Below are 22821 nucleotides of genomic sequence, written 5' to 3'. Positions count from 1 at the left end.
CACATTGACATATAACTAATATAGTATTGTAAAATGGGATTGGAATTAATGAAGAATCAAAATGCTTTGATGAATGTAGAGGTGAATGGTATGAAAAAGATGAATATAACTAAAAGAATGGTAGAATGTGGAGCTCTAGCAATTGTAAGAGTGGAAACACTTGAGCGTGCATGTGAGATTGCTGAAGGCTGTATTAAAGGTGGAGTACCAGTTATAGAAATGAGTTATACCTTGAATAATGCTGGAGAAATCATTCAAGGGCTTAGCAAAAAGTATGGTAAAAGACTTTGTGTGGGTGCTGGAACAGTTTTAGATAGTGAAACAGCTCGTCATGCCATTTTACATGGAGCTCAGTTCATTATTGCACCGAATTACAATGAAGGTGTAGCAAAAACTTGTAATAGATATCAAATTCCTTACGCACCAGGGTGTACATCACTAACAGAAGCAGTAGATGCATTGAGTTTAGGAGCTACCTTTATCAAAGCTTTTCCAATATCAGATTTCTATGGACCTAAACTAGTAAAGGTATTTAAAACACCAATACCTGATATGCCAATATTGGCAAGTGGAGGAATTACTCTTGATAACTTGCATATATGGTTGGAAAATGGTGTTGATGTGTGTGGATTTGGTGGGTTATTAACCAAGGGTAGTGTTGAAGATATTGCTGAAAATGCCAGAAAGATTCGTGAAACAATTAAAAATATAAGAAAAGCTTAAAGTTAGAGCTGTTGCTAAACAATTATAAATTGATGTGTAACAGCTTTCTTTTTTACGAAGAGTAGCTTATTTTCAAGAAATAAATTTCATTTAAAATTCCAAAAAAGGAGTTGAATTTAAAATTTGATTAGAAAAAAATCAATTTTAAGGCAACTCCTTTATTATTTTTTTATTTGGAATGTAGATAAATTCAGCAATGCAACTAATAGTTAACATGGTGCAACTATATAAGTCTTGTGAATAAATCAATAAATAAATATAATTTAAATTGAGATGAGGTGATTATGTTGAACTTGGGGGAAAGTTTAAAAAGACTAAGAAAAGAAAGAAATCTATCACAAGAACAACTTGCTGAAATGCTAAATGTATCTAGGCAAGCTATATCAAAATGGGAATCCAATAAAACATATCCAGATATAGAAAATTTAATACTATTAAGAAATCTATTTAATGTAACTTTAGATGATTTGATAGTTAATACAAATAAAACTGAAGCTGAAGATACGATTGTACCAGGTAAATTACCTACTGATAATATCGCAGATTATGATAAAAATGAGGAAGAAAATGACCCATCAGATAATTTAATTATAGGTGGTTTTATAATTGGCATCTCAATTGGATTTGTCACAAGTAATTTTATGTGGGGGATAGTTGGTAGTTTTATAGGTATGGGAATTAGTTATATACTGGACTATATAAAAAAATAGAATAAATTAAATTTTAAAAAAGTTAAACCTACAGATTTACTTTTAGTTGAAGATTGAGGTAGTTTTTCTGATGCTATATTAGATAATAATTATCTAGGTATAACCACTTACTTTTTAATTATTGATAAGAAAGAAAATAAATTTATTAAACAATTTTAGTACATTTACTGTAGTACACTTAAAAATAAAACTTTATAATAATGAATAATTAACATAGACCATATAAGATAATTACTTATGTGGTTATTTTTTAGTGAAGAAATTACTTTTAAAAGTATAGCAAATAACTATACTATAAGTAATAGATACAGTTTTTATGTGTATAGTATATAACATAGAATAAAAAACAAATAATATATTTAATTGATATTAAAAGAATTTAAGAATAGATAGTATCTCTAAGTTTAAAAAAATGAATATTAATATATAATTAACTCGAAAAACATATAGTTTTATAAGATAATTTAGAAGAATATTTAAAAATACGTATTAAAAATAGCAATGGTCAATCAGACTTGTAGAGTTAATACAAAACACTGTAGATAGTATATTTAAATTGCTATGATTTTCTATTATTTTTTCCATAATTTCAATGGTTTTATCTTATTTTTCTATTTAGAAAAGGACTGATTTAAAGTTCAAGTTATGATATAATTTCATTAAAAGAAGGCAAATTTTAGATAAATATCAGAAAATTATGGTTAAGAAACAATAAGTTCCACCCTATATATAAAATTAATCAAGTTTTGTTTGCAATAAATCAAACCTATTGCCTAAATTAGAAGAAATCAATTTGTATAATTTTTGAAGTTGTATCATTAGGGAAATCAACAATAGCCATACCTTTAACATTCAAGCTGGACGATGTGTGAAAATTTAAAAGTTAAATAAAACAATATTGTAAATAAAATAATTTGACACACTGATTATTCACTTTTATAATTATGCTAATTAGCACAATAGATTAGAAGTGGGTATAAAGAGAGGAGGATAATTAAAAATGAAGCAAGAAGATACTGGGACACATCGAATGTGTAAAGAAGAGAAAGTAACAAATAATGAAGTTATTTCAGAGGACATGCTAAAAGCTATGGATATTGGAGTTAGTAAGCATGTTTTAGATGATTCATTTACAATTATCTGGGGAAATACAGCTTTTTATCAGTTGTTGGGATATACAGAGAAAGAATTTTTGTCTCATTTTTCTAGTCTTAGACATTATTATGAAGATAATCTTTATCATTTTGAAGCTATGAAAAGTCGTTTTTTAGATGCTTATCATAGTGGTAAGAAAAGTGTAGAATATCAAACTTGCATTCCAGTAAATCATGGAGAATATGTTTGGGTAATAATGACTGGTATATTAGTTGAGCCACAGGAGGATGGAAAAGCAATAGTCTATATCATATATTCAAATATTGATGAGTTAAAAATTAGACAGAATGAACTATATGAGATGGAAAAAGAGAGTACAGAGAGTTTTAAGTGGATGATGTCAGAGTATGCTGGAAATGTATATATAAGTGATATGGACACATATGAGTTGTTGTACGTAAATAAACAGTCATGTAATACTCTACAAGCATCAGCAAATGAGGTGATTGGGAGAAAATGCTATGAGGTAATTCAAGGTAGAACTTCCCCATGTCCATTCTGTACCAATTCATATTTAAAAAAAGATGAGACATATGAATGGGAGTTTTACAATTCCAAGTTGAAGCGAACATTTATGATTAAAAATCGTATGATAAATTGGGAAGGACACAGAGCACGCATAGAGTTGTCTTATGATATGTACAGTTCTGAGTATAAACTTGCAAAAAAAGATCAGGAAAGAGAATCAATCCTGAAAACTATTCCAGCAGGAATGGTTCGAATGGATGCAAGGGATTATCTTACAATACTCTGGTATAATGATATATTTCTGAATATGATTGAATATACAAAGGAGCAGTTTAAAGAGGAACTTAATAGCCAATGTTTATATTTATATCCTGAGGATTATAAGCGTGCGAAGATGATGGCGCAAGATTTAAAAGAGTCTGGAGATAATGTTGTATTTGAAGCAAGAACATATACGCGCTCAAAAGAAGAACGTATATGGACTATCACTCTATGTTATATTAGTGGAGAAGACAGTTGGGATGGAATACCATCTTTTTATAGTGTAGGACTTGATATTACAAAAGAAAGAAAACAGATTGAGAAATTGCAATACATAGCAGAGAAAGATGCATTGACAGGAATTTATAATCGTGCTGAAACAGAAAAGCAGATTAAGGAATATGTTGAACAAAATTTAGATGCTATGGGTGCGCTATTTATGATTGATACAGATAATTTCAAACATATTAATGATACAGAAGGTCACATGATTGGAGACATAGTGCTCATAGAGATGGCATCAGGCATGAAAAAAATAATGCGCGATAGTGATGTTGTTGGCAGAATAGGTGGAGATGAGTTTGCAATTTTTATGAAGAACATTTCTTCAACTAAAGATGCAGAAAAGAAAGCAGAAGAATTGCTGTATATGTTCCGTCATCTATTTCAGAAAGAAAAAAGCTCTGTAAAAGTAACCTGTAGTATTGGAATCTCTATATATCCGAAAGATGGTAATACATTCAAGGAAATGTATACAAGAGCTGATAAGGCTTTATATCAGGCAAAAAGTTTGGGTAAAAACAATTATGTCATCTATAATCATGATGCCTTTAAAGGCTTGGAAGAATTGAATTACTCTTCTCTTGGGACAGCTATTGATTCAGAAAAAAAATACGTCGAATCTTCTGATAATCTTACACGTTATATATTCCGTGTCCTTTATCAGACCGATAATATAGACCAGACGATTAATATGATACTTGAAATTATTGGTAAGCAGTTTAATGTGAGTCGTGCTTATATCTTTGAAAATTCAGAAGATGGTCGATACACTTCTAATACTTATGAATGGTGTAATGAGGGAATCATTCCTCAAATAGAATACTTGCAAAATGCTGATTATGAGGACTATGGAGATTATGAAAAACTCTTTGAAGATGATTCTGTTTTCTATTGTCGTGATGTACATACATTAAGTCCTGAATTAGAGGAATTGTTTTCTAGTCAAGATATACATTCCACACTTCAATGTGCATATAGAGAAGATGAGGTATTCAGAGGATTTGTTGGATTTGATGAATGTACTGGTCTACGTCTATGGACACAAGAAGAAGTCAGTACATTAGCTTTGATTTCTCAAGTTCTATCAATATTTTTGCAACGTAAGAAAAAGAAGAAATTAAATCAACAGATGCAGCAATACCAGGCTATTATAGATAGTATTGATCAATGTATTTATGTTGTTGATAAGGAAGATAATTTGTTATTGTATGGAAATAAAAGATTTAAGAGTACATATCCTAAATTACATATTGGGCAGTATTGTAATTATGACTCTATAGATATTAATAAGACTCCTATAACATGGAATCAAAAGGAAGCATATTTATGTGTCAGTATGATTTAGTAGTAAAAGAAGTACTATGTTGGACATAAATTAAATTTTACTTTAGACAAAATATTTTCGTTGACTATAGGAAATATTAGAGTTCTTATTTAAGGAATTAGGTAAATTTTGTAATGATATTGAAATATCAATTTATAAAAAATAGTATTAGTTTTAGAAGCAGTTGATTATAACAGATTGACTGTTTTTTCTTTTATAAATATTTAAAACTATAAGTACAAGGCTATATTTGTCAATATAAGTATAATGTGGTATCATATAGGCTCAAAAGAAATTTTATATATTTAAAGATAAAATTAAAAATAATAAATGGAGGACATATGAATATGGAAAATTTGCCAAATTGCCCGAAATGTAATTCAGAATATACTTATGAAGATGGAACTCTTCTAGTTTGCCCAGAATGCTCTCATGAGTGGACTTTAGAACTAGATACAGAAGAAGATACAAACATTATTAAAGATGTAAATGGAAATGTGTTAAATGATGGAGATGCTGTGACAGTAATCAGAGACCTTAAAGTAAAAGGAAGTTCATCATCTATAAAAATAGGAACAAAAGTAAAAAGTATACGTTTAATTCATGACCCATCTGATGGGCATGATATAGAATGTAAAATAGATGGTTTTGGAGCTATGAAACTAAAGTCTTCTGTTGTCAAAAAAGCATAGTATAAAAAATTTGTGGTATTTATGAAATAATCTATATAGCTATTATACAAATATAAATTTAAGACTTTAATGTAGTAATAGAAAATTCATTAGGAGGGTAACGTATGTGTTATTTTTTAAAAGGTGAAGAACAAGATTATTATGTAAATAAAGTAATGGAAGAAATGAAAAAAGTAGTACCTATAGTATACAGATGCTGTGAAGATAGTGAAGATGGAGAAGCAGTAGTTGGGTGTGACGAAAATGGGGAAGCAAAGTTATGGATAACATTTGGCCCAAATGAAAGATTAGAAATGGATAAACACATAGAAAAAGGTACATTACTAGAATATATTATTGGTTAAGAAAGAAATCTTATGATTTCTTTCTTTTTTTGTGACAAATTTAGATTATATATTTAAAAAGAAAATTAATGATGCAATACAAACATCAATTCACATTGGAGAATAAAAAGCGAAAAATTTTTAGTTTATTCTGCAATGTGTAATATTAGACTATTGTGGATGCAAAAACTATTGGCATGAAAAAGGCATTGTCACAAATATTAATATTGATAGATTACTGTATACTATTGGAATAAAGGACACTTTAACTTATAATTAAGAAGAAGTAATTTTGTATAAATAGTTTAAAAATGACTTGTTAATAAATATTAATTTATATTATAAAATGTAAAAATAAAAGGAGAGTAAATATGAAAGCTATACATAGAGATACATATAATAATCAATTATTTAAAGATTTAAAAATTGATTGTGAAAAGTGCTTTGGACTTTGTTGTGTGGCACTTTATTTTTCTGCTTCAGAAGGTTTTCCTGCTGATAAGGAATCAGGTAAGCCATGCACTAACTTACAATCAGATTTTAAATGTTCTGTACATAAAAATCTTAGAAATCAAGGATTTAGAGGCTGTACTACGTATGATTGCTTTGGTTCGGGTCAAAAGGTAGCACAGGTAACATACAAGGGAAAAAACTGGATACAAGAGCCAGAATTAGCAAACCAGATGTTTGAAGTATTTTTAATTATGAGGCAGTTACATGAAATGTTATGGTATCTTAAAGAAGCATCTACATTAGATATACCTAATTCAATCAAAGAAAAACTCAATCTAATAATTGAAGAAACTGATGAGCTAACTAATATGAGTCCAGAACAACTAATATATTTAGATATAATATCACATCGAACAAAAGTTAATTCATTATTGTCACAAGCTAGTGACTTTGTACTAGAAAAAGCTAAATCCTTTGTAAAGACTTCTAATTTTAAAAATAAGAAAAAATTAAGTAAAAGTATAGATTTAATAGGAGTAGACCTTAGAAAAACAAATTTAATAGGAGCAGATTTAAAAGGTAAATTTCTTATAGCGGCTAATTTAAGGGAAACAGATTTAAGTGGTGCTAATTTGATAGGGGCAGATTTAAGAGACTGCGATATTAGAGGGGCAAATCTTAAAAATAGTGTATTCCTTACACAATTACAGATTAATACTGCAAAGGGAGATTCTAATACGAAGTTACCAGATACACTAGTACATCCTAAATACTGGGATAAATAATTAAATTATTACATAACTTTACAAAATATGAACATTTTTGACTCCAGTTCATAGTATATATTAGAGATTCTTTAGAGGAATTTCTTAATATATAATATAATAGGAGAGATATAAAAATGAGTTGTCAAAATTGTAAATGTGAAAAAAATTATATGTATGAGGATTATAAATATAATAAGTGTAATAAGTGCTATAATGACTATGAAGAAATGACACATGTCCATGAATACTCAGAAAGTGTTAAATTAGCAGAAGAATGTGAAGATAGACATAATCATCGTGCTGCAGGAGTTACAGGTGAAGTTATACCAATAAATGGCGGAACAAATCATGTTCATAAAATAAATGATAATGTAGATTTTCTTGACCATTTCCACAAGATATGTGTTACAACAGGTCCAGCAATTAATATACCAGGAACTAATAAGCATGTTCACTTAGTATGTGGAAATACTACTGTTAGTGATGGTCATTGCCATAAATTCCTTTTTACTACTCAAATAGAAGCACCTTTAGTATAAACTAAGGTAAATTATTGTAGCAAATTTATTGAATGTAAGTAAAGTATAAAAGTGTATTATATACAATGTTTAAACTTAATGAGGACTATGATATTAGCTTTCATAGTCCTTTATAACTTCTATCTTTGATAAAAAAGAATATTCATTTATAAGTATCAGAGGCATTTTAACTAGTATTCAACAGTGAATTTATTTGCCCAAAATACATGATTATAAATTATAATAAACTATTTACAAAATAAAATTTTATTGTGATTATACTTAACATAAGGTTGTACTATGTAATTAAAATATACTATGGAGAGGAGACTATTATGAGCTCTGAAATAGTTTTTGAAGTTAAACAAAGGAGTGCAAAAGAGCTTCAAGAGATGTTACAAATTTGGGAATCATCAGTAAGATCAACACATGATTTTTTGACAAAAAAAGATATTGAATCTTTGAAGCCAGTAGTTAAAATTGGTTTGACACAAGTAGAAACTATGGTTTGTTTAAAAGTTGATAACATGATTAAAGCTTTTATGGGAATAGATAAAGATAAAATTGAAATGTTATTTATAAAAGATGAATATAGGGGTAATGGTATTGGAAAAAAACTAATATTATATGCTATAGATAAATACAATATAAAATATGTTGATGTAAATGAACAAAATAAAAAAGCAGTGGGATTTTATATTCACTTAGGATTTAAAGAGTTTGATAGGTCTGAAATAGATGGGCAAGGGAATCCATTTCCAATATTACATATGAGGCTAAGTTAATATAGATATAGTTAAATGAAAAAATATGCATATGAAAATATAAATATGCATATAGAGAATTCTACAACTTAAATAAAATTGTAATTGTCCTAATCTATTTGGGTAAATATGATACTATATTTGCTACAGAACTTACAAATGATAATACACTAAAATATGACTGTAAAGAAGGAAGAAAGTTATATTTAGTTATTGTTTGATATGTCCAATAAAATAATATTATAAAATGATAAACCTTATAATTTTAATTCTAGCAATTAAATTTGAAAATAATTTATTTTATTTTCTATAGATTCAGCACTATATTAAATATATAAGCAAATACAAGTTAATAGTAAAAAGCACTTTCTTAAGAAGAAGAAAGTGCTTTTTTATTTGTGAATAGTTGTAAATATAATAATTTGAGAGATATTAAATTATAAATTATTAAAAGATAATATATATTTAAGTGATTTACAGGTTAAAATATAATAAAAAGATTAAGGGGATATCATGAAAAAGAAAGTTTTAAATAATTTTATAAAATTGGTGAAATATAACTGGAGTACATTAATTCTATTTGAGCTATTTCATAAAGGATTAGCTTTGTTGATTATATTACCATCAATCAAACTTGTATTAAGTAGCTCTATGAAAAGTGCAAATATAGTGTATTTAAGTACTGATAACATAGGAGAAATATTAACGAATCCTCTATCAATAGTATTAGCTATACTGTCAATTATAATATTGGCGTTTTATATGTTTTTTGAATTTACTTCAGTGATTATTTGTTTTGATAAATCACGAATTTCTGAAAAAATTACTTTGTTTAAACTTATTAAATTATCCTTAAGAAAATCTATAAACATATTGAATCCTAAAAATATATTATTATTTGTGTTTGTATTACTAATAGTTCCATTAACGAATATAGCCCTAACCTCAGGCTTTATAGGGAAAATAAAACTTCCTGAATATATATTGGATTATATAAGTTCTAATATTGTTCTGAATATAATTTATATGGTTTTAATTTTAATATTATATATATCAGTCATTAGATGGATTTTTAGTATACATGAGGTAACTCTAAATACAAATAGTTTTAAAGAAGCAAGGAAAAAAAGTGCTAGCCTTACAAAAGGAAAAGCAATAAAATTAATACTTTATTCCTTAGGATTATCTCTAATAATTACTGTTATGGGGTATATAATTTATCATGTTATTATTATATTGATAGGAATATGGACTAAAAATTACACAAATGCAAACTTTTTAAAAGATATATTTATTAGTAGATGCATTATGTTTAATGATTATGCAGCATTTATTTCATCAATAGCTATATTTATAATTAGTACTGGATTTATTTCTGCATTTTATTATGAATATAATGACATTCGTGTCTATAAAAAGAATCTAGAAAAACAAAAAAACTCAATAAAGTCAGTATTAAAAGTTACTTTGAAAATAGTAGTAATTTTATTTATCTTACATATTGAGTCAATGATGTACTCTTTAAATAATGATATTTTATTTAATACTTCATTTTTTTACAACACAACAGCAACGGCTCACAGGGTTTCAGCGTTGGTTGCTCCAGAAAACACTATAGCAGCATTTAAAGAAACATTCATAACTCAAGCTGAATATGCTGAAATTGATGTTCAAGAAACTAAAGATGGAGAGTTGATTTTATTTCATGACTCTAATTTTGAAAGAGTCGCTGGTGTAAATAAAAATGTTTGGGAAGTGAATTATGATGAAATTAAGACATATGATGTAGGAAGTCATTTTAGGTCAGATTTTGCTGGGGAGAAAATACCAACTCTTGATGAGGCAATGAAGTATTCTAAAGGTAAAATAAAATTGCTAATAGAAATAAAGCTTAATGGTCATGAAAAAACTGATGTAGAAAAAAGAGTATTAGAGCTAATTAAATCAAATAGAATAGATAATCAATGCGTTGTAGCATCCATGAATAAAAATGTATTAAAAAGGGTTAAAAAATTAAATCCCAATATGGTAACTTGTTATTTAACGGCAGTTGCATATGGGAATTTTTATGACTGGGACTATGTTGACATATATGGAATAGAGTCCACCTTTATAAACAAAAAGGTAGTAGATAACATACATCAAAAAGGAAAACAAGTTTTTGTATGGACTATTAATAACAGTAAATTAATGAAAAAAATGATTATTTTGAATGTAGATAGTATAATTACAGATAATCCATTTTTAGTAGATGATGCAATTTATTGGCAGAAAAATGGATTCATAAATAGAGTAGCTAATTATTTATTTAGGCATGATTCTGATAAAGATATAATTGAAGTGTATTAGACTAAAAAATGTGCAAATTGCAAAATAATAATATATTTATTTTATAATATTTTTAAATAACCGTATCATAGTGAAGAGATACGGTTATTTTTATTTGTTAATAACTTTGTGTCTGTAATCATTTCCCCATTCATGCATTGAATTTAGAACTGGCTCAAGACTATAACCAGTTTCTGTTAGAGTATATTCTACCTTTGGAGGAACTTCTGGATAAACTTTTCTAGTTACTAAATCACTTTCTTCCATAGACCTTAAGTTTGATGTTAAAACTTTTTGAGTTATATCTCCAATAGATTTTTTGATTTCACCAAATCTTTTAGTACCATCTAATAGCTCTCGTATAATTAATACCTTCCATCGATTACTGATGAGTTGTAAAGTAATCTCTACAGGACATTCAGGTAAATCTTTTTTCATAAATCACAACATCCTTTCTTTAATAATCTTCTTTAAAGTATTATATCATTTTAGGGAATATGTATAAAAATTTCTTTTAAATATATAAGTATTAAAAAAATAAACTGTGCCAATAGTTTCTATTAGGTAACTATAGTACTTTAAAGTGCTTACTATACAATAGATACTAATGAGCTTATTATATTATTAAAGAAATAAAAAATACAACAAATTATTTTAGGGGGTAGATGAAATGAATGAAGTAGTAAAATTTTTAAAGGAAAATCCAGTTCAATATTTTGCAACAATAGGAGCGGATGGAAAGCCAAAAGTTCGCCCATTCCAATTTATGATTGAAGAATGTGGAAAATTATATTTTTGTACAAGTAATGAAAAAGATGTATTTAAACAAGTTAAAAAAAGTCCATATGTAGAAATAACTACGTCAACTCCTGAATTTGCTTGGATAAGACTATGTGGAAAAGTCATATTCTCAGACAATAAGGATATAAAGAAAAAAATAATTGAATCTAGTGAACTTGTTAAATCAATCTATAAGAATGAAGATAATCCTACTTTTGAAATATTTTATCTTGAGGACGCTAAGGCTGTAATCTCAGATTTTTCAGGCGAGCCACCAAAAGAATATAGTATTTAATACAAAAAAATAATTAATATCAAGAACTAGCAATATTATTTTAACAACATTAAAATAGAATTTAAGTTAGATGATAATATTATCCTTGTTTTAACATAATTAAGTTTAAGAAATAAAATAAATGTTTAAAAATCTTATACAAATCCATCACATTACAAATATATAAGAGAGTCATATTATATGAAATTAAATGATTCTCTTGTTTATTTGTATAAGTTTATATATTGACATTGACGCTACGTAATTCTATATACTTTATTTTAAAGGAGATGATAAAAATGAATATTGTAGAGGTACGCTCAGATAAAATATATAAAAAAATAATGAATGCACCTGCAAATAAGAAAGAGGATATATACAGATATGAGTTGATGAAGCCTTTTGAGTTTAAATGGATGTGTATAAATGTTCCAATCACTGCAAAACAAGAAGGTGGATATGATGTAATTATGGCAAGTGATATGATGGGGGTTTTGTCTCCAAAAGATATTAATGAAAGTCAAATAAATAACATAGATATTCTATCCAATGACAAACTTTGGAACAAGTGTAAAGAAACTATTGAAAGTTCCATAAAGCCTTTTATAAAAGAGGGGTATAAATTGAACACTGAGAAGTATAAATTTTCAATATTATTAGCAAATCCCAAAAACCCTTATACAATATTAAGTGATGGATATTTTGGTGATGGTGGAATTCCAGGATATATATTTTTATCAATAGTCCCAAATGAGTATACTATTAATAGGTTACCAGCAGCACTAGCACATGAATGTAATCACAATATTCGATTTCAATTTATAAATTGGAGTAATAACATAACTTTAGAAGAAATGATGATAAATGAAGGTCTTGCAGAAAACTTTGCAACATGGATGTTTGGGGATGATATGGTAGGGCCTTGGGTTAGTAAAACTGACATTGAAACACTGAATAGCTATATAAAGCCAATAATCAAAAGTGGCTTAAAAGAAACTGGATTTCAAAATATAATATCATATCTTTATGGTGATGATATAGCTAAAATGCAAGGATATTTTCCAGTAGGACTACCTTATTGTGCAGGATATGCCTGTGGTTACTATATGATTAAGTATTATTTAGAAAAAACAAACAAGTCAATAGTGGAGGCTACTTTATTACCATATAGTGAAATCATAGAGGAAGTAAGGGAATTTTGGGATTAAATCTATAAGTTGCATAATCTAAAAAAGATTATGCAATTATTCTATTTTTGAGAAAAATAAATTGACAATGATTTGTAAAAAATATACAATAATATATATAAAGAAATATTTCAATAATAAAATTTTGAAGATTTCATATCTAGTGTATCTAATACTACATGCTAGTTTCCTATTACTTATCTAAATATTATGTATTTCATAGTTACCTGTAAATTTACTATAAAAATATGAAATACACTAAACAATCGACTGAAAAATGAAATATTAATTAAATAAAATTCAAACTATAAAGATTAAATGAATATAATTAAAGTAAATATATGAAATTGAGCATAATAATCAACTTTTAATAGATTGTTAAATTTTAATTATACTTTGCACAATATAACTTATATCATATTGATACTTAAAGAATCAGTATAATTATAGATATAATTTAATCTGTAAAATTTATATGAAATGGAGATGATGCTATGACAGAATTGATGATTGTAAGTGGGTTAGTACTATTGATTTGTATAACCTCAAGTAAGGTATTATATAAATTTGGAGTACCAATATTATTGATTTTTATCTTATTGGGTATGTTATTTGGGTCTGATGGAATGGTAGGAATCTATTTTGATAACTATGAGTTAACAAAACAATTATGTTCTATTGGATTGATATTTATAATGTTTTTTGGAGGATTTGGAACAAACTGGAATATGGCTAAACCAGTTGCAGTACCTTCTATACTGATGTCTTCATTAGGTGTAATAATTACAGCAGGTGTTACAGGTATATTTTGTTACATGGTAATAGGAACTACTTTATTTGAAGGTTTGTTAATTGGAGCAATTGCAGCTTCAACAGATGCTGCATCTGTATTTGCTGTATTACGTTCTCAAAAACTAAACTTAAAAGGTTCTCTTGCTTCATTATTAGAAGTTGAAAGTGGAAGTAATGACCCAATAGCATATATGTTAACATTAATTATTTTGACATTGATGAATAATTCTGGTGTAGAACTTATTATTCCAATGGTAATAAAACAAATAACTTTTGGGTTGGCAATAGGATTTATATTGGCAAAATTATCTGTTTATATTTTGAGAAATTCAAATTTTGAGATAGAAGGATTTTATACTATATTTATTACAGCTATTGCATTACTTTCTTATGCACTTAGTGAATATGTTGGGGGAAATGGATATTTAAGTGTATATATTTCAGGTATTATTATAGGCAATAGTAAGATACCTCATAAAAGGAGTCTAGTTCATTTCTTTGATGGAATTTCATGGATTATGCAAATAATGTTATTCTTTATGTTAGGATTGTTATCCTTCCCTTCAAAACTACCAAGTGTATTTGGTATAGCAATGGCCATATCTGTATTTATGATAATTATTGCAAGACCATTAGCCACATTTATAACTCTAGCAAAATTTAAATTTTCAAACAGAGAAAAATTGTTTATATCATGGGTAGGTCTTAGAGGTGCTGCATCAGTAGTTTTTGCAATTTATGCAGTTACTCAAGGAGTAGTCATAGAGAATGATATATTTCATATAATATTTTTCATAGCGTTACTTTCAGTAGGACTACAAGGTACGTTGATACCAACTGTAGCAAGGAAGTTAGACTTAGTTGATGATAATACACCTGTATTAAAAACATTTAATGACTATGATGGTGAAATTAGTTCTAAACTTATAGAAGTAAATATAGATGATGATAATAAGTGGGTTAACAAGAGTATAATGGATTCTAATATACCAGAAGAGATATTAATAGTTATGATAAAACGAAAAGAGCAGGTTTTAGTACCTAAAGGGTCAACTGTTATAAAAAGAGGGGATATTTTAGTATTAAGTGGAGACAAAATTGAAGAATTAATATAATTATAATTTATTTAATATTGACTTTGACCTAAGGGTAAGGTTTAAACTTAAATTAATCAAATCTAATGCGCAGGTGATGAGATGTTTTCTATAGGAATGTTTTCTAAAATAAATAAAATAACTACAAAGACATTAAGGTATTATGAAGATATAGGGCTGTTAGAGCCAGAATACGTAGACGAATTTACAAAATACAGATACTATACAACAGAACAATTGCCAAAATTGCATCAAATAATCACCTTAAAACAAATGGGCATATCACTAGTTGAAATAAAAGAAATAATAGAAAAGCCTGAAGAAGTGGAAAGGATTTTAATAAACAAAGAAAAAGAGATATTAGATGTAATGAGGAATGAAGAATATAAGCTTATTAAACTACGTAATTACCTTAAAAACTTAAAAGGAGAAGTCGATATGAATAATGTAATTATTAAGTCTCTACCAAAAGTTAAAATTGCTTCTATGAGAAAAGTATTAAAGAATTATGATGAGCTTTTCAATTTGTTTCCAAATGTAATGGCTGGAGAAATGATGAAATCAGGGTGTACATGTATGGTTCCAGACTATTGTTTTAATATATATCATGATGGTGAATATAGAGAAACAGATATGGATGTTGAGATGTGTCAGGCGATAAATGACCTAAAAGAAGACACAGATTTATTAAAATTTAAAGAAATAGACGAAGTTGAAAATGCAGTTTGTATATTGCATAATGGACCATATTCAACATTAGGAAAAACTTATGCAGATGCATTTAAATGGATACAAGATAATAAATATGAAGTAATAGGGCATTTTAGGGAATCTTATATAGATGGTATATGGAATAAAGAAAATGAAGAAGATTGGTTAACAGAAATTCAGATACCCGTGAAACATATTTTATAATAAATTAAAATAATATATAAGTAATTAAGTAAGGTCTGTCTAAATAAAAAGATAGACCTTATTTTTATATTTAATATATTTTACTAGATTTTTATGTATTTAAATATGCAATTTAAAATAGAGTTTTATACAACTAAGCTTAGAAAAACTGGTCTAACATAAGAAATACAATTAATTGTTTAATTTTAATTAATTAATGATAAGATATGAAAATATACAACTTTATAAATAAAATATATTGATATTTTATTTATAAAGTTGTATATTTTCGTTGAGGTGATAAAGTGGAAAAATATAAAGTATTAACTGATAAAGTAAAACAAGTATTTAATGGATTTTATATTGATTATGAAAATGAAGATTTACCATATATAGATTTAGATAGAACTGACAAGATAATACTAAATGAAAGGTATTTTAAAATAGATAGTTTTCCTAAAACGATGGATAAGGAATCTCCACATAGTATCCTTGATGTATTTTGGGATTTAGATAAAGTAAAGGATAAGTATTTTATACAGGAAAATAAGTTTTTAAGAGCACTATTAATTATAATGAGTTACAGTAAAGAAATAATAATTGTAAGTGAATATTTTGTAAGTGAAAATAAAAAACATATAAAAAGAGTACTAAGTAAAAAGGAGAGTACATATCTAGAACAATTAAGCGATACCTTATTTGATTTTAAAGAAATAGGGTATAATTACTATATAATTGATGCTCTTATGAAGTTGGCACTAAGAGAAAGAGTTTATCTCTCTATATATATGTTGGATTTGGGAATAGGATTAGAAATAAATGGATTATTTAGCAATGTATATATAGGGTTAAATGGAAGTATAGATATAGTTAAGTATATTTGCAATGTAGAGGGCTTGTATGTAAGATAGATTATCAATTGTATAAAATAGTAATTTTAAGAATAGTAGGTGATTGTATGGAAATATTTGCAATAGGTCATTCAAATTATCCATTTGATAAGCTTATTAATATGATAAAAAAATATAATATAAACTGTGTAGTTGACATTAGAGAAACACCATATTCTAAATATAATATTCAGTATAATAGGGAGGCATTCAATGAATCCCTGAGAAAGGCTGGATTTGTATATATATACATGGGCAAGGAATTTGGGGCAAAAAGAACTAATAAAGATGTATATACAAAAGAAGGTTATGCAGATTTTGAAGAGGTAATAAAGGAAGAAGTATTTTTAAAAGGAATCGAAAGATTAAAAAAGGGATGTCAAATTGGTTATAAAATAGTTTTATTAGGTGCAATGCAAGAGCCTATAAGGTGTCATAGAAGTATTTTACTAGGAAAAATATTAAATAAAGAAGGTTTCAATGTAAAATATATAATGCATGAAGGACATTTAGCATCTCAAGAAGATATAGAAGAGTCATTATTAGATAAGTATTTTAGTGATAGAAAACAACTGAGTATTGATAATTTATTAGGAAATGCATTAACAAGAGAAGATATGATACAAGAAGGCTATAGATTAGCTAATAAAGAAATAGGATATAGAACAGAAAAAATAGGTAAGTAAAATATATGAACTACCCAAAAACTTAAACACCATTTGATAAGAAAAATTATTATAAATTTGTAACAGTTAAACATGATGTACTAGCTAAGGTTTTTATGTTAAATTAATATCATTATCTAAAAGGTTACGTTGTTTTAAATAGCACATCATGTTGTACTGTTAAAAAATAAAATCTCTAATATTACCATAATCAACTGTTCTATTAAGAGTAGGATGGCTAGATATAAATCTAACTGTAATTTTTGAGTTTAATAAACAAGGATTCGAAGTTAAAAACACTCTGTCTCCATTGACAATAGAAGTAATAGCCACTGGTAAAATATCAACAAATGTATCATATCTACTTTTAGCAATTTGATAAGGATAGTTTCCTACAAAAACAAATAGATTTAAGTCATATATATCATCAACGAACCAAGCCCATTGACCATAAACTTTGTCAATACTTACTGTACCTAAACCAAGTGTATCAAAGTATGTTGCTATAGTTAAATAAATATTTTCCATGTTTTCTAAGTATGAAACAGTATATCTTCTGAAACGTATAGGTGCTGTGGCAGAAATAGGGTAAACCATATTTACATTTAAATTATTCGCATTCAAATTAACCAAAGTATCACATCCTAAAAATAGTCTATAAGATACAATATTTAAATTGATGTGATTTTGTTACAGATATCTTATAAGATTTTATAAATGATTAGAATTAGGATACAAAGTGAATTAACAAGCCTAATAAGATATTCTACACTAATAGGTACAGGTTGGTAATAGTGTCAAATTGTTATTACAGGACTTATATGTGATAATATTATGAAATTGTTATTATTGTACAATAGTGGTACAATATTATCGAAATACAGTGATTGCGTTTGATGTCCAGCTATATTAACTGGTTAATTTAACTCATAAATATTTTAAATCTAGTATCCATAAAGAATAATAAACATAAGATAATTATAAAGATATACTGTGTTCAAATGATATTAAACAAGATTTATATTATTTGAATACAGTATATTATAACGTTGAAAATACAATTCTAAACCTTATGATATCAATTCATAGTTTGATAAACTAATTAAAAATTAAATTTATATAAAGAGGGAAAAGAGGAAAAGGAATGTTTATAAGGAAGAATGTTATAAGATTAGCAATTCCTATAATGATAGAGCAGACATTTGTTATGCTTTTAGGGGTATTTAATACAATGATGGCAGGTCATATTGGGGAAGAGGCTGTATCTGCAGTTGGAATGGTTGATTCAATCAACAATATATTTATATCTGTATTTGCTGCGCTATCTGTTGGTGCTACTGTTGTTGTAGCTCAACAAATAGGGAAAAGAGATAATGAAAAAGTAAATGAAACTATCAAGCAAGCATTAATATCTGGTGTAATATTATCATTTACAATAACAGTATTAATGTGGATTTTTAGAACAGGTGTAATCAATTTGTTTTATGGTTCAGCAGAAGAATTGGTAAAATCAAATGCAAAACTATACATAGAGTTTACATTATTCACCTATCCATTTATTGCAACACAGCAGATAGCAAATGGTATTCTAAGGGGTTGTGGAGATGTAAAGAAACCTATGTATGTGACTATGTTTATGAATATAGTAAATGTAACATTAGGATATATACTTATATATGGTGTTGATTTAAATACTTTAGGAATAAATTTACAGACACCTTCTTATGGCATAACAGGAGCAGCTATGTCTATTGCCATAGCCAGAATAATCGGATGTATAGTTATTGTAAGGGCTTTGTTTAAAGGGAATGAATTTATATCTATAGGTAAAATATTTCCATTTAAGATTGATGTTGAAACTCAAAAATCTATATTCAATATAGGTATACCAGCAGGGGTTGAACAATTACTTTTTAATGCAGGTAAATTGATTGTTCAAATATTTATAGTTACTATGGGAACATCAGCGATTGCATCAAATGCAATAGGAATGTCAATTGCATCTATTATAAATGTAATTGGAAATGCATTGGCCTTGTCTGCTACGACTTTGGTGGGTCAATATATAGGACGGGGAGACATCAAAGGGGCTAAGAGTACTTTATTGTATCTAACTAAATTTGCAACGGTTTGCTTATTTGCAGTAGGTGCTATATTTATACCAATTGCACCATGGATTTCAAGCATGTATACTCAAAACTCGAATGTAATTGATGTATCAACACAATTGATTCGAAGTGATTGTTTAGCTATGGTAATATGGCCTATATCCTTTGTATTATCAGCAGGGCTGAAAGGTGCTGGAGATACTAGATATACAATGATGACAGCCGTAATAGGAATGTGGATTTTTAGAATTTTTACAGGTTACGTATTAGGGGTTGTATTAGAATTTGGAGTGCTAGGAATTTGGATAGGTATGTATACAGATTGGCTTGTTAGAGGAACATTATATTGTTTGAGATTAAGAGGAACGAAGTGGCTAAAACACAAAGTTGCATAGAATATATAAAATCACTTTTAGATAGTAAATTCTATTTAAAAGTGATTTTTTATTTAGAGAATATCATAATTATAAGTATGATATATAGAAAAATTAAAATATGTAAATTAAGTATATAATTATATGGACACTATAAATTATATACTGTAGAGAATTACATAATTTGGCGACAAATATTAGAAATATATATCTATATTTAATAATATATATGGGTATATTATTAAATATAAAAAATATTAGATATTTATTTAATAATAAAGGTGGGTATTTTTATGATAAATAAAATAGGAAAAATAACTCTCTATGTAAATAATCAAGAGGATGCAAAATTGTTTTGGACAGAAAAATTAAATTTTGTGGTAACTTATGAAAAAGAAATGGGTCCAGATATGAAATGGGTGGAAGTAGCACCAAGTAAAAATGAATTTACAACATTTGTATTGTATGATAAAAATCTGATGATGAAGCAAAATCAAGATGTAAATTTATTGCATCCATCAATAATTTTAAGTACAAGAGATATTCATGGAACTTATGAACAGATAGCAAAGAATAAAGTTGAAGTAGGGGAATTAATGGAGATGCCTTATGGAAGAATGTTTTCTTTTAAAGACCAAGATGGAAATTCTTACTTAGTCAGAGAAGATAAATAATTTTGTAAAGTGTTAAATTTACTCAATATCTGATATAATTAGATACAATAATTATTATAATTTAGTATTAAACGATAATTATATAATTAAAAATCAATTGTAAAATTTGAGTAGAGGTGATAAAATGTTTAAGAAAATGGCAGTACTAAAAGATATAGCAACTAAAATAGGACGTAAAAAAGCGTATGAATTATTAGAAATGGTTGAAGGTAATGACGCTTTTGTAGCTGAAGTAAAAATAAAAAAGAATGGGATTGAATCTAAAAAAGAAGAAATCATGTTAAAAGATAATCAAAAAATAATATTAGAGTATATAGAAGGTTAATTTTTAGATACATATATAATTAAATAATACTGATTTTTAAAGATGAGTTATGAAAACTCATCTTTTTTATTTTTTCATAACCTTGTTTTATATTTAATATATATTTTATCCCTTAGAGTTGCTGAGATATAAAAAGTACTGATATAATAAAAGAATGGATATAAATGTAATATTTTACAGAAAAGAGGGGTATTATGCTTGAAATAAAAAATCTTTCCTTTAATGTTGAGTCTAACAATGAGGAGCTAGGAATAATAAATGATGTTAGCCTTTCATTTGAAAAAGGCAAACTTATTGTTATCACAGGACCAAATGGTGGAGGAAAATCCACAATTGCTAAGCTTATTATGGGAATTGAAAAAGTCACTAGCGGTCAAATACTTTTAGATGGAGAAGATATAACTAATCTTAGCATCACAGAAAGAGCAAAAAAAGGAATAGGATATGCATTTCAACAACCACCAAGAATAAAAGGTATGACAGTTGAAAACCTGCTTACTCTTGCTCATGGAAAACCATTGTCTACTGATGTGTGTTGTCAATATCTTACAGATGTTGGATTGTGCTCAAAAGACTATTTAAATCGTGAAGTTGATAACTCTCTTTCTGGAGGGGAAATGAAAAGAATCGAGATAGCAACTCTTTTTGCTAGAGATTTAAAGGTTTCTATATTTGATGAACCTGAAGCAGGTATAGACCTTTGGAGTTTTGGAAAGCTTAATGAAAGTTTTAAGAAAATTCATGGGGAATCTGACCAAACTATAATCATAATTTCTCACCAAGAAAGAATACTAGAGTTAGCTGATGAAATAATTGTTTTACAAGATGGTTCAGTAAAAAGCCATGGAACAAAAGATGCTATATTACCTGAAATCATGTGCCAAGTTAATTCAAACTGTGAATTAATGAAAGATATGAATTAATTAGAAAGGAAGGCAAATTAAATGAACAAAATAGACTTAAATCTTTTAGAAAAAGTTGCTGAACTTCGTGGAACTCCATTAGGAGCATACAATATACGTAAAAATGGACAAGGTATAGAAAGACATTCAACTGAAAATGTAACTATAGCTCCAAAGACTGATAAACCTGGAATTGATATTATAGTAAAACCAAACACTAAAGGAGAAAATGTTCATATACCAGTAATAGTAACAGAAGCTGGTGTACAAGACATGGTTTATAATGATTTTGAAATTGGAGAAAATGCAGATGTTGTTATAATTGCTGGTTGTGGTATACATAATTGTGGTAATGATGACAGTGAACACAATGGAATACATAGATTCTTCTTACATAAAGGAGCTCGTCTAAAATATGTGGAAAAACATTATGGCGAAGGTGATGGAGAAGGAAAAAGAATTTTAAATCCAGTTACGATTGTTAATATGGGTGAAGATTCATATTGTGAAATGGAAACAATTCAGATTAAAGGCGTTGATTCAACTAAAAGAGAAATGGATGCCACTTTAGGTAAAGGAGCAAAGATAGTTGTATTTGAAAAGTTGTTAACTCATGGAAATCAAGTTGCAGAATCTAATATGAAGGTTATATTGGAAGGTGAAAATTCTTCTGCTCAAGTAATTTCTCGTACAGTTGGTCAAGACAACTCTAAACAAAAATTTAATCCTTGTGTTATTGGGGATTCTCTTTGCTCTGCACATGTTCAATGTGACTCAATAATTATGGGAAATTCTCAAATTAGTGCTATACCTGAAATTGCTGCAAACCATCCAGATGCTCTTTTAGTACATGAAGCAGCAATTGGAAAGATTGCAGGAGACCAAATTTTAAAGATGATGACATTAGGACTTACAGAAGAAGAAGCAGAACAACAAATACTAAATTGTTTTTTAAAGTAAGTCCAAGTTTTTATTTAATTTAATATAATTAATATAGTATAATATAATGAATAAGTCTAAAATTTTTTTATTTTTAGACTTATTTTCTTTATGTAAGATAAAACTATTAGAGAAATTATACTGTAATTAGGATG

23 protein-coding genes are annotated in these 22821 nt (G+C 27.4%); 20 read left to right on the top strand and 3 right to left on the bottom strand.

Features of this window, described 5'->3' with window-relative positions; translation table 11 throughout:
* Positions 1 to 90: 90 nt before the first annotated feature.
* The 9 genes from IR151_RS16215 to IR151_RS16175 all read left to right on the top strand — a co-directional run bounded on the left by IR151_RS16215 (position 91) and on the right by IR151_RS16175 (position 10789).
* Positions 91 to 723 (top strand): ketohydroxyglutarate aldolase, encoded by a 633-nt coding sequence (locus IR151_RS16215; protein WP_227436597.1) that lies wholly within the window; start codon positions 91 to 93, stop codon positions 721 to 723.
* A gap of 284 nt (positions 724 to 1007) precedes the next feature.
* Positions 1008 to 1433: a helix-turn-helix domain-containing protein gene (locus IR151_RS16210; protein WP_227436472.1), complete on the top strand. Its 426-nt coding sequence runs from the start codon at positions 1008 to 1010 to the stop codon at positions 1431 to 1433.
* A 1000-nt stretch (positions 1434 to 2433) separates the two neighbouring features.
* Positions 2434 to 4944 carry a diguanylate cyclase domain-containing protein gene (locus tag IR151_RS16205; protein WP_227436470.1) on the top strand — a complete coding sequence of 837 codons (2511 nt, stop codon included), beginning with the start codon at positions 2434 to 2436 and terminating at the stop codon, positions 4942 to 4944.
* Between the two features lie 326 nt (positions 4945 to 5270).
* A complete protein-coding gene (locus IR151_RS16200; protein ID WP_227436468.1) occupies positions 5271 to 5615 on the top strand; it encodes a zinc ribbon domain-containing protein YjdM in 345 nt (114 codons plus the stop codon).
* A gap of 104 nt (positions 5616 to 5719) precedes the next feature.
* Positions 5720 to 5959: a hypothetical protein gene (locus tag IR151_RS16195; protein WP_227436466.1), complete on the top strand. Its 240-nt coding sequence runs from the start codon at positions 5720 to 5722 to the stop codon at positions 5957 to 5959.
* Positions 5960 to 6309: 350 nt separating this feature from the next.
* Positions 6310 to 7176 carry a pentapeptide repeat-containing protein gene (locus IR151_RS16190; RefSeq protein WP_227436465.1) on the top strand — a complete coding sequence of 289 codons (867 nt, stop codon included), beginning with the start codon at positions 6310 to 6312 and terminating at the stop codon, positions 7174 to 7176.
* Between the two features lie 116 nt (positions 7177 to 7292).
* The gene (locus IR151_RS16185) at positions 7293 to 7697 is read left to right on the top strand and encodes a YmaF family protein (protein ID WP_227436462.1); all 405 of its coding nucleotides are present in this window, start codon (positions 7293 to 7295) and stop codon (positions 7695 to 7697) included.
* A gap of 314 nt (positions 7698 to 8011) precedes the next feature.
* Positions 8012 to 8461 (top strand): GNAT family N-acetyltransferase, encoded by a 450-nt coding sequence (locus IR151_RS16180; protein WP_227436460.1) that lies wholly within the window; start codon positions 8012 to 8014, stop codon positions 8459 to 8461.
* 492 nt (positions 8462 to 8953) lie between these two features.
* Positions 8954 to 10789, top strand: a complete 1836-nt coding sequence (locus IR151_RS16175) for a glycerophosphodiester phosphodiesterase (protein WP_227436458.1) — start codon at positions 8954 to 8956, stop codon at positions 10787 to 10789.
* Positions 10790 to 10879: 90 nt separating this feature from the next.
* On the opposite strand, the gene IR151_RS16170 is transcribed toward IR151_RS16175, so the two are convergent.
* Positions 10880 to 11206 carry a winged helix-turn-helix transcriptional regulator gene (locus IR151_RS16170; RefSeq protein ID WP_227436457.1) on the bottom strand — a complete coding sequence of 109 codons (327 nt, stop codon included), beginning with the start codon at positions 11204 to 11206 and terminating at the stop codon, positions 10880 to 10882.
* A 232-nt stretch (positions 11207 to 11438) separates the two neighbouring features.
* Between IR151_RS16170 and IR151_RS16165 the strand changes: the two genes are divergently transcribed.
* From IR151_RS16165 to IR151_RS16140, 6 genes are all read left to right on the top strand, one after another.
* Entirely contained in the window at positions 11439 to 11843 is a 405-nt protein-coding gene (locus IR151_RS16165) for a pyridoxamine 5'-phosphate oxidase family protein (protein ID WP_227436455.1), read from the top strand.
* A gap of 278 nt (positions 11844 to 12121) precedes the next feature.
* Positions 12122 to 13030, top strand: coding sequence for a DUF2268 domain-containing protein (locus IR151_RS16160; protein ID WP_413927370.1), 909 nt, complete (start codon positions 12122 to 12124; stop codon positions 13028 to 13030).
* Positions 13031 to 13503: 473 nt separating this feature from the next.
* Complete coding sequence (locus IR151_RS16155; protein ID WP_227436450.1) at positions 13504 to 14916, top strand: potassium/proton antiporter; 1413 nt, start codon at positions 13504 to 13506, stop codon at positions 14914 to 14916.
* Between the two features lie 81 nt (positions 14917 to 14997).
* Complete coding sequence (locus IR151_RS16150) at positions 14998 to 15810, top strand: MerR family transcriptional regulator (protein ID WP_227436449.1); 813 nt, start codon at positions 14998 to 15000, stop codon at positions 15808 to 15810.
* 284 nt (positions 15811 to 16094) lie between these two features.
* Positions 16095 to 16700, top strand: a complete 606-nt coding sequence (locus tag IR151_RS16145; protein WP_227436447.1) for a hypothetical protein — start codon at positions 16095 to 16097, stop codon at positions 16698 to 16700.
* A 47-nt stretch (positions 16701 to 16747) separates the two neighbouring features.
* Positions 16748 to 17365, top strand: a complete 618-nt coding sequence (locus tag IR151_RS16140) for a DUF488 domain-containing protein (protein ID WP_227436445.1) — start codon at positions 16748 to 16750, stop codon at positions 17363 to 17365.
* A gap of 159 nt (positions 17366 to 17524) precedes the next feature.
* On the opposite strand, the gene IR151_RS16135 is transcribed toward IR151_RS16140, so the two are convergent.
* Positions 17525 to 17977: a staygreen family protein gene (locus IR151_RS16135; protein WP_227436443.1), complete on the bottom strand. Its 453-nt coding sequence runs from the start codon at positions 17975 to 17977 to the stop codon at positions 17525 to 17527.
* A gap of 511 nt (positions 17978 to 18488) precedes the next feature.
* Between IR151_RS16135 and IR151_RS16130 the strand changes: the two genes are divergently transcribed.
* From IR151_RS16130 to IR151_RS16110, 5 genes are all read left to right on the top strand, one after another.
* Complete coding sequence (locus IR151_RS16130) at positions 18489 to 19847, top strand: MATE family efflux transporter (protein ID WP_227436441.1); 1359 nt, start codon at positions 18489 to 18491, stop codon at positions 19845 to 19847.
* Positions 19848 to 20119: 272 nt separating this feature from the next.
* Positions 20120 to 20500 carry a VOC family protein gene (locus IR151_RS16125; RefSeq protein WP_227436439.1) on the top strand — a complete coding sequence of 127 codons (381 nt, stop codon included), beginning with the start codon at positions 20120 to 20122 and terminating at the stop codon, positions 20498 to 20500.
* Between the two features lie 124 nt (positions 20501 to 20624).
* A complete protein-coding gene (locus IR151_RS16120; protein WP_003420681.1) occupies positions 20625 to 20825 on the top strand; it encodes a hypothetical protein in 201 nt (66 codons plus the stop codon).
* A 194-nt stretch (positions 20826 to 21019) separates the two neighbouring features.
* Complete coding sequence (locus tag IR151_RS16115) at positions 21020 to 21748, top strand: ATP-binding cassette domain-containing protein (protein WP_227436438.1); 729 nt, start codon at positions 21020 to 21022, stop codon at positions 21746 to 21748.
* Positions 21749 to 21769: 21 nt separating this feature from the next.
* Positions 21770 to 22687, top strand: coding sequence for a SufB/SufD family protein (locus tag IR151_RS16110; RefSeq protein WP_227436436.1), 918 nt, complete (start codon positions 21770 to 21772; stop codon positions 22685 to 22687).
* On the opposite strand, the gene IR151_RS20530 is transcribed toward IR151_RS16110, so the two are convergent.
* A complete protein-coding gene (locus IR151_RS20530; RefSeq protein WP_227436595.1) occupies positions 22679 to 22786 on the bottom strand; it encodes a hypothetical protein in 108 nt (35 codons plus the stop codon). The genes IR151_RS16110 and IR151_RS20530 overlap by 9 nt on opposite strands.
* Positions 22787 to 22821 lie beyond the last annotated feature (35 nt).

Origin of the sequence: Clostridioides sp. ES-S-0006-03 (assembly GCF_020662275.1) — a bacterium.
Lineage (GTDB): Bacteria > Bacillota > Clostridia > Peptostreptococcales > Peptostreptococcaceae > Clostridioides.
This window is presented reverse-complemented; position numbering and strand designations above follow the sequence as displayed.

What these genes read in the sequence shown, in the direction of transcription:
- IR151_RS16120 (WP_003420681.1), top strand. Translation starts at nt 20,625, where the DNA reads ATGTTTAAGAAAATGGCAGTACTAAAAGATATAGCAACTAAAATAGGA.
- IR151_RS16210 (WP_227436472.1), top strand. Translation starts at nt 1,008, where the DNA reads ATGTTGAACTTGGGGGAAAGTTTAAAAAGACTAAGAAAAGAAAGAAAT.
- IR151_RS16125 (WP_227436439.1), top strand. Translation starts at nt 20,120, where the DNA reads ATGATAAATAAAATAGGAAAAATAACTCTCTATGTAAATAATCAAGAG.
- IR151_RS16165 (WP_227436455.1), top strand. Translation starts at nt 11,439, where the DNA reads ATGAATGAAGTAGTAAAATTTTTAAAGGAAAATCCAGTTCAATATTTT.
- IR151_RS16205 (WP_227436470.1), top strand. Translation starts at nt 2,434, where the DNA reads ATGAAGCAAGAAGATACTGGGACACATCGAATGTGTAAAGAAGAGAAA.
- IR151_RS16180 (WP_227436460.1), top strand. Translation starts at nt 8,012, where the DNA reads ATGAGCTCTGAAATAGTTTTTGAAGTTAAACAAAGGAGTGCAAAAGAG.
- IR151_RS16170 (WP_227436457.1), bottom strand. Translation starts at nt 11,206, where the DNA reads ATGAAAAAAGATTTACCTGAATGTCCTGTAGAGATTACTTTACAACTC.
- IR151_RS16185 (WP_227436462.1), top strand. Translation starts at nt 7,293, where the DNA reads ATGAGTTGTCAAAATTGTAAATGTGAAAAAAATTATATGTATGAGGAT.
- IR151_RS16160 (WP_413927370.1), top strand. Translation starts at nt 12,122, where the DNA reads ATGAATATTGTAGAGGTACGCTCAGATAAAATATATAAAAAAATAATG.
- IR151_RS16215 (WP_227436597.1), top strand. Translation starts at nt 91, where the DNA reads ATGAAAAAGATGAATATAACTAAAAGAATGGTAGAATGTGGAGCTCTA.
- IR151_RS16175 (WP_227436458.1), top strand. Translation starts at nt 8,954, where the DNA reads ATGAAAAAGAAAGTTTTAAATAATTTTATAAAATTGGTGAAATATAAC.
- IR151_RS16140 (WP_227436445.1), top strand. Translation starts at nt 16,748, where the DNA reads ATGGAAATATTTGCAATAGGTCATTCAAATTATCCATTTGATAAGCTT.
- IR151_RS16190 (WP_227436465.1), top strand. Translation starts at nt 6,310, where the DNA reads ATGAAAGCTATACATAGAGATACATATAATAATCAATTATTTAAAGAT.
- IR151_RS16195 (WP_227436466.1), top strand. Translation starts at nt 5,720, where the DNA reads ATGTGTTATTTTTTAAAAGGTGAAGAACAAGATTATTATGTAAATAAA.
- IR151_RS16115 (WP_227436438.1), top strand. Translation starts at nt 21,020, where the DNA reads ATGCTTGAAATAAAAAATCTTTCCTTTAATGTTGAGTCTAACAATGAG.
- IR151_RS16130 (WP_227436441.1), top strand. Translation starts at nt 18,489, where the DNA reads ATGTTTATAAGGAAGAATGTTATAAGATTAGCAATTCCTATAATGATA.
- IR151_RS16200 (WP_227436468.1), top strand. Translation starts at nt 5,271, where the DNA reads ATGGAAAATTTGCCAAATTGCCCGAAATGTAATTCAGAATATACTTAT.
- IR151_RS16150 (WP_227436449.1), top strand. Translation starts at nt 14,998, where the DNA reads ATGTTTTCTATAGGAATGTTTTCTAAAATAAATAAAATAACTACAAAG.
- IR151_RS16110 (WP_227436436.1), top strand. Translation starts at nt 21,770, where the DNA reads ATGAACAAAATAGACTTAAATCTTTTAGAAAAAGTTGCTGAACTTCGT.
- IR151_RS16155 (WP_227436450.1), top strand. Translation starts at nt 13,504, where the DNA reads ATGACAGAATTGATGATTGTAAGTGGGTTAGTACTATTGATTTGTATA.